This window comes from Flavobacterium sp. (assembly GCF_046153165.1).
In the GTDB taxonomy this organism is placed as follows: Bacteria; Bacteroidota; Bacteroidia; order Flavobacteriales; family Flavobacteriaceae; genus Flavobacterium.
The window spans coordinates 23825-29980 of the sequence record NZ_JBJXEN010000058.1 but is presented as its reverse complement, the minus strand read 5'-3'; the positions used below and the strand labels follow the sequence as shown (position 1 = coordinate 29980).

Sequence of the window (6156 nt, the reverse complement as noted above, 5' to 3'; positions counted from 1 at the left end):
TATTTTGGTAGCCTTTGTCTAGCAAGGCATCTACCAAATTACTATCGCCACCGCCAATATCAATTATATTAGCGGTTTTAGATAGGTTTAGATTTTCTAAATAATCTATAGCAGTTTTAGGATATTTTTGTGTCCAACTTACTTCGTTTGGTTGTTTTGAAGCAAAAACATTTTCCCAATGTGATTTTTTATTTTCCATAATTATAAAATTATTTTAATTATTATTCTTCTCCGCTTCCTTTGGTTAATTCAGATAATAGATAATACGCTCCTTTGATTACTACTCTTGCGTTTGCAGGAATTTTATCAATTACTTTTACTTCGGTATAACCCAAATCGCTTGCGCCAATGTTTACTTTTATTTGTTGAAAGATGTTTTTGCCTGTCGTTACAAATATAAAATGGTCGTTTCCATTGTTTACTATGGCTTCTGTTGGGAGTGCCGCTGTATTAGCATTATCAATTTTTACTCTTGCTTCTACATACATTCCGGGTAAAACAGTTTCGGTGGTTTCGTTTATTTTGGCGTGAACCAATACCGCTTGTTCGTTCGGTTCAAAAGCCTTATTGATAGCATAAATTTTAGCTGGGTGCGAATGTGAAACATCGTTGGCATCGCTAAAAGTTATTTCTTGTCCAATTTTGATTTTATGGATGTCTTTTTCAAAAACTTTTAAATCCAAATGTAAAAATCGATTGTCGATTATTTCAAATAGTACAGCGTTTGCATCGGCAAATTTCCCCATTGTTAAATTGATGTGTTGTATATAACCGCTTATTGGTGCTGAAATAGCAATATTTGAAGCGATATTTTTAGAAGATAAATTATTGGCATTAATTCCTAATTGAGCCAATTTAGATTTTAAGGTTTCCTTTTTGGCTTGTGCAATTTGCAATTCTCTTTGTGATTGTTGGTAAGTTTTTCCTGCGTTGATATTATCATCACGCAACTCTTTTTGGCGTAGATACTCTTTTTCCAAATACGAAAGGTTGGCGTTGTTTTCTAAATAATCTTGTTGTAATTGTATCACTTCAGTATTAGCAATTGTTGCCAAAGTTTTTCCTTTGTTTACAAATTCGCCCTCTTGAACGAAAATATTTTTAACAACACCACCAGTCAAGATACTTACTTGTGCTTGGTATTGTGGTGGCAATGATAATTTTCCGTTTATCTTTAAAGTTGTTGTTAGGTTTTTATTTTCAAAATTGCCTAACTGTAAATCAATGGCTTTTATTTGTGCATCAGTAAATGTTACAACTGCTGTTGTGGCTGTTTCGGTGGCTGTTTCCTTTGAAGTTTCGGCTTTTGATGCTTCGGCATCATTATTCTTGCACGAAACTACGCCCAAAAACAAAAGGATTATTATTGCTATATTATTTTTCATCGTTAGTATTTTATTTGTTTAATAAATATTGAATGTTGATTATGGTTTGATTGTAATTGTTCATTGCAATCAGATAATCAGTTTTTATTTTGTTGGCATCTTTTAGGTTTTGGGTATATTCAATATAGCCAATATCGCCCGATTTATACAATCGCTGTGCTGAATTTACAATTGTTTCAGCCATTGGCAAACCCTCTGTTTTGTAAAAATTAAGTTGCTCGGAATATTGTTTTTGCAGTTGAAATTGTTGCAAATAAATGGTTGCTAATTCCTGTTGCGATTTCTCTAATTCCTTTTTTACAATTTCGGTTTCCAATTTTGCAACTTGCGTTTTTGCTTTGATCCCGTTTCTGAATAAAGGAATATTAATACCCACACTACCATAATAAAACGGATTTTCCTTGTCTAAACTTTGAGTATTTACGCCCAAATTGAAAGATGGATTTGCTTTTGCTTTTTCTGATTTTATAGCTAATTCTTTAGCAATAATTTGCTGTTGCAAAAACTGTAAAACAGGATGATTTTTGACTAATGTACTATCGCTTACATTAATTTCGGGTAAAGCATCGTATTTCGTTGGTGCTTGGTAGGGTTCGTTGCTTCGTGTCCACTTTTGTAATTCGGTTAAATAAAACAGTACTTGCGAATTGGCTTCTGCTAATTGCATTTTTAATTCTTTGCGTTGCAAAGAGGCATTTATCTTTTCCAATTTACTCGATTCGCCTACTTGAAATTTCTTATCGGCATATTTTTCATAATCGGCAAAGATGTTATCCGTTTCGAGCAATAAATTATAGTGTTGCACATTGTAAAGCCAATTGAAATAAGCATTGGATACGTTTTTTATCAACTCATTTTTTGTAACTGCTTCAAAGGATTTTGCTACTGCTACATTTTGAATTAATAAGTTTCTATCGGCTTTGTTGGATAGTTTAAAACCTTGTGCCACGCCAATATTATAATCAAACAATTTGCTGTTTATCTGACCTAAATTACTATTGATATTGAAAGGGTCGAGAACAGTCGCCGTTTTGGTTAATGCTTGTTGTTGCTGGGTTTGCAAACTCGCTTGTTGCAACGTTGGATAATTCTTGGTTGCTAAATCTAACGCATTCTGTAAAGTAAAAGTTTGCGTTTGTGCATTGGCATTGAAAGAAAAACAACTTAAAAACAATACTACAATTGTTGCAATTTTCGGATTTACTTTTATCTTTTTTGGTGTCATTACTAAATAATATAAAACTGGTAAAACAAATAATGTTAATAGCGTAGAAGTAAGCAAACCACCGATAACGACAGTTGCTAATGGCTTTTGCACTTCCGCACCTGCGCTTGTACTTAATGCCATTGGTAAAAATCCTAATGAAGCGACAGTTGCCGTTGCTAAAATTGGTCTTAACCTTGCACTACTACCTTTATAAATACGTTTTAAAAGATTGTCTTCGCCCTCTTCTTTTAATTGGTTGTAATAACTTATTAAAACGATTCCGTTTAAGACTGCTACTCCAAACAACGCAATAAAACCAACTCCTGCGGAAATGCTAAAATTCATTCCACGAACCCATAAAGCGATAATTCCGCCAATGGATGCCAATGGAATTGCAGAGAAAATAATTGTTGCTTCTTTAAGTGAGCGGAATGATAAAAAGAGTAAAAAGAAAATCAGTAAAAGTGCCACAGGAACTGCTAATTGTAATCTTCCTTTTGCTTCTTGTAAGTTTTGAAATTGCCCACCATAAGTAATAAAATAGCCTTCGGGTAGTTTTAATTTGGCTTCTAATTTTTGTTGAATTTCTAATACTACACTTTCAACATCACGACCACGAACGTTGGCTTCAATTACTATTCTGCGTTCGGCATTTTCACGGCTTATTTGTGATGGAGCAGTTTTAAAAGTGATTTCGGCTACTTCATTTAATGGAATTTGATTGCCTCTTGGTGTTGGAATTAATAATGATTTTAAAGCGTCAATATCTGTGTTTTGGTTTTTAGGAATACGAACGACCAAATCAAATTTTTTCTCTCCCTCATATACAACGCCAGTTGTACCACCTGCATAAGCCGTATTTAAAATTCGGTTTACATCGGCAATATTCAAACCATATTGAGCAATTTTATTGCGGTTGTATTTAACCACCAATTGAGGCATCCCTGTAACTTGTTCTACTTTTATATCGGTTAATCCTTCAATTTTGCTAATAATAGGAACTGTTCTGTTAGCTTCTGAAAATAATTTATCTAAATTATCGCCAAATATTTTTATAGCAATATCCGATTTTACTCCTGCAATCAGTTCATTGAAACGCATTTGAATGGGTTGCTCAAAAGATAAATTACAACCTGGTATTTGACTTAACTTTTCATTCATTTTCTCGGCTAAATCTTCTTTGTTGTGTGCTGTAGTCCATTCTTTTTTATCTTTCATTACCATAATCAAATCAGCACTTTCTATAGGCATTGGGTCAGTTGGAATTTCGCTACTGCCAATTTTGCCAACTACTTCTTTAACTTCCGGAAATGTAAGCGCAAGTTTTTCTAATTGTGTGCCTACTTCAATACTTTGAGGCAAGCTGCTTCCTTGTCGAATAGTGTAATTCATTGCAAAATCGCCCTCGTCTAATTCGGGAATAAATTCTCCTCCTAATGAATTGAATATAAATAATGATGCTATAAATAAGAATATTGCAACGCCAATAACTGTAAATTTTCTTTCTAAAGCTTTAACCAAATAAGGTTGATACCAATTGTTTAATTTATTGATAAACCTATCGGTAAAATTAGGTTTGTCGCTAACTTTTTTGTCTAAAAAAAGGCTACTAGCCCAAGGCACATAAGTAAGCGAAAGTATTAATGCGCCTACGATAGCGAAACTAACAGTTTGTGCCATTGGCATAAACATTTTGCCCTCGACACCACTTAAAACAAACAATGGAATATAAACAATCAAGATAATGATTTGCCCAAATATGGCACTACTCATAATTTTTGATGAACTTTTGATTACCTCTTTATCCATTTGATTTTGAGAAAGAATATTGCTTTTGTAATGCTTTGAGAAAATATGCAAAGTAGCTTCGACCACGATTACAGCACCATCAACAATAAGTCCAAAATCTAAAGCACCCATACTCATTAAGTTGGCACTTAACCCGAACATATTCATTATAATTATGGCAAAAAGCATCGCTAAAGGAATGACAGAAGCTACAATTAAACCTGCTCGCAAACTGCCAAGAAACAAAACCAAAACTAAAATAACGATTAATGCTCCCTCTAATAAATTGGTTGAAACCGTACTGACTGTTTTCTCAATTAGTTTGGTTCTATCTACAAACACATCGATTTTCACACCTTGTGGCAAAGATTTTTCAATGGATTTCATTTTTTCCTTTACCCGTTCAATTACTCGTACAGCGTTTTCTCCTTTCTGCATTAAAACTACTCCACCAACGGTTTCGCCTTTGCCGTTTCTTGTCATTGCTCCGTAACGAGGTGCAAAACCAAATTTAACTTCCGCAATGTCCTTTATTAAAATAGGAACACCTGTATTGTTTTTGACTACAATATTGTTGATGTCTTCTAGGTTTTGAATTAATCCTTCTCCACGAATGAAATAAATATTTGGACCTTTATCAATGTAGCTTCCACCTGTGTTTTCGTTGTTGTTTTGCAACGCATCAAACACATCGATTAACGTTAGATTGTTAGCCGAAAGTCGTTCGGGTTTTACTGAAACTTCGTATTGTTTTAGTTTACCACCAAAACTACTTACATCGACCACGCCAATTGTTCCCAATAATTGACGGCGCACGATCCAATCTTGAATGGTTCTTAATTCGGATAAGTTATATTTTTCTTCATATCCTTTTTGTGGAACTAAAACATATTGAAATATTTCGCCAAGTCCTGTTGTTGGAGGTAATAATTCGGGTGTTCCATATTGTTTTGGAATATTATCGGTAGCCGTTTTTATTTTTTCATCTACTCGTTGACGAGCAATATTTACTGGAACATTGTCTTTAAAAACAATCGTAATTACCGACAAACCCGAACGGCTTGTGCTTCGTAATTCGACCATATCGGACAATGATTTGAACTCGGTTTCTAACGGATAGGTTATAAACTGTTCCACTTCTTGTGTAGCCAAATTAGGAGTATTTGTAACTACTTGCACTTGATTATTGGTTACATCGGGCAAAGCATCAACACTTAATTGTGTGAATGAATAAATGCCAAACAAAACAAATATCGCCAACAAAACGCCTGTAATGAGTTTGTTGTTTACGGAAAAATTAATGATTTTATTTATCATTGTTATAGTATAATGAATGAGTAATTAGACACGAATGCCCATTGAATACTGTGGAAAATCCACAACTCTATAACCCGAAATTACTCGGGCTTCATTATACTATTTGAGGCGGTTGCCAAATGCTCCCGAAGAAATTGGAAGTATTTTTTGATTTGTATTCAGGTAGTTTTTTTTTAACTGAAATTCTGCTCGGAATAAAATTGTATGAATAAATAGAAGTGAAAGTAAAACCTTGACAACCACAACAGCTACATATACAAAGAGGAGAGCAAATATCGTTGTCGTGGTGTGGAATTGATTGATTGCTTATAGTAACTTTCTTATTATACAAAATAGCATTACCGTCTGCACAAGGCATACAGGAAAGCACTGTTAAGTATATTGAAAATATGAATAGTATTAATTTCACAGGTGTAAAAGTAGGATTTTTTATTTTATGGTATCAAAAAAAAGTTATGT

Annotated in this window: 3 protein-coding genes and 1 pseudogene; all 4 read right to left on the bottom strand. The window is 33.8% G+C overall.

Annotated elements, in window-relative coordinates; all coding sequences use genetic code 11:
• Positions 1 to 199, bottom strand: a pseudogene (locus ACKVOV_RS06915) (SAM-dependent methyltransferase); the annotation flags it as partial.
• Between the two features lie 22 nt (positions 200 to 221).
• The gene (locus ACKVOV_RS06910) at positions 222 to 1385 is read right to left on the bottom strand and encodes an efflux RND transporter periplasmic adaptor subunit (RefSeq protein WP_409206028.1); all 1164 of its coding nucleotides are present in this window, start codon (positions 1383 to 1385) and stop codon (positions 222 to 224) included.
• 10 nt (positions 1386 to 1395) lie between these two features.
• Positions 1396 to 5697, bottom strand: a complete 4302-nt coding sequence (locus tag ACKVOV_RS06905) for a CusA/CzcA family heavy metal efflux RND transporter (RefSeq protein WP_409206027.1) — start codon at positions 5695 to 5697, stop codon at positions 1396 to 1398.
• Between the two features lie 94 nt (positions 5698 to 5791).
• Positions 5792 to 6106, bottom strand: coding sequence for a DUF6660 family protein (locus tag ACKVOV_RS06900; RefSeq protein ID WP_409206026.1), 315 nt, complete (start codon positions 6104 to 6106; stop codon positions 5792 to 5794).
• Between the last annotated feature and the right edge of the window lie 50 nt (positions 6107 to 6156).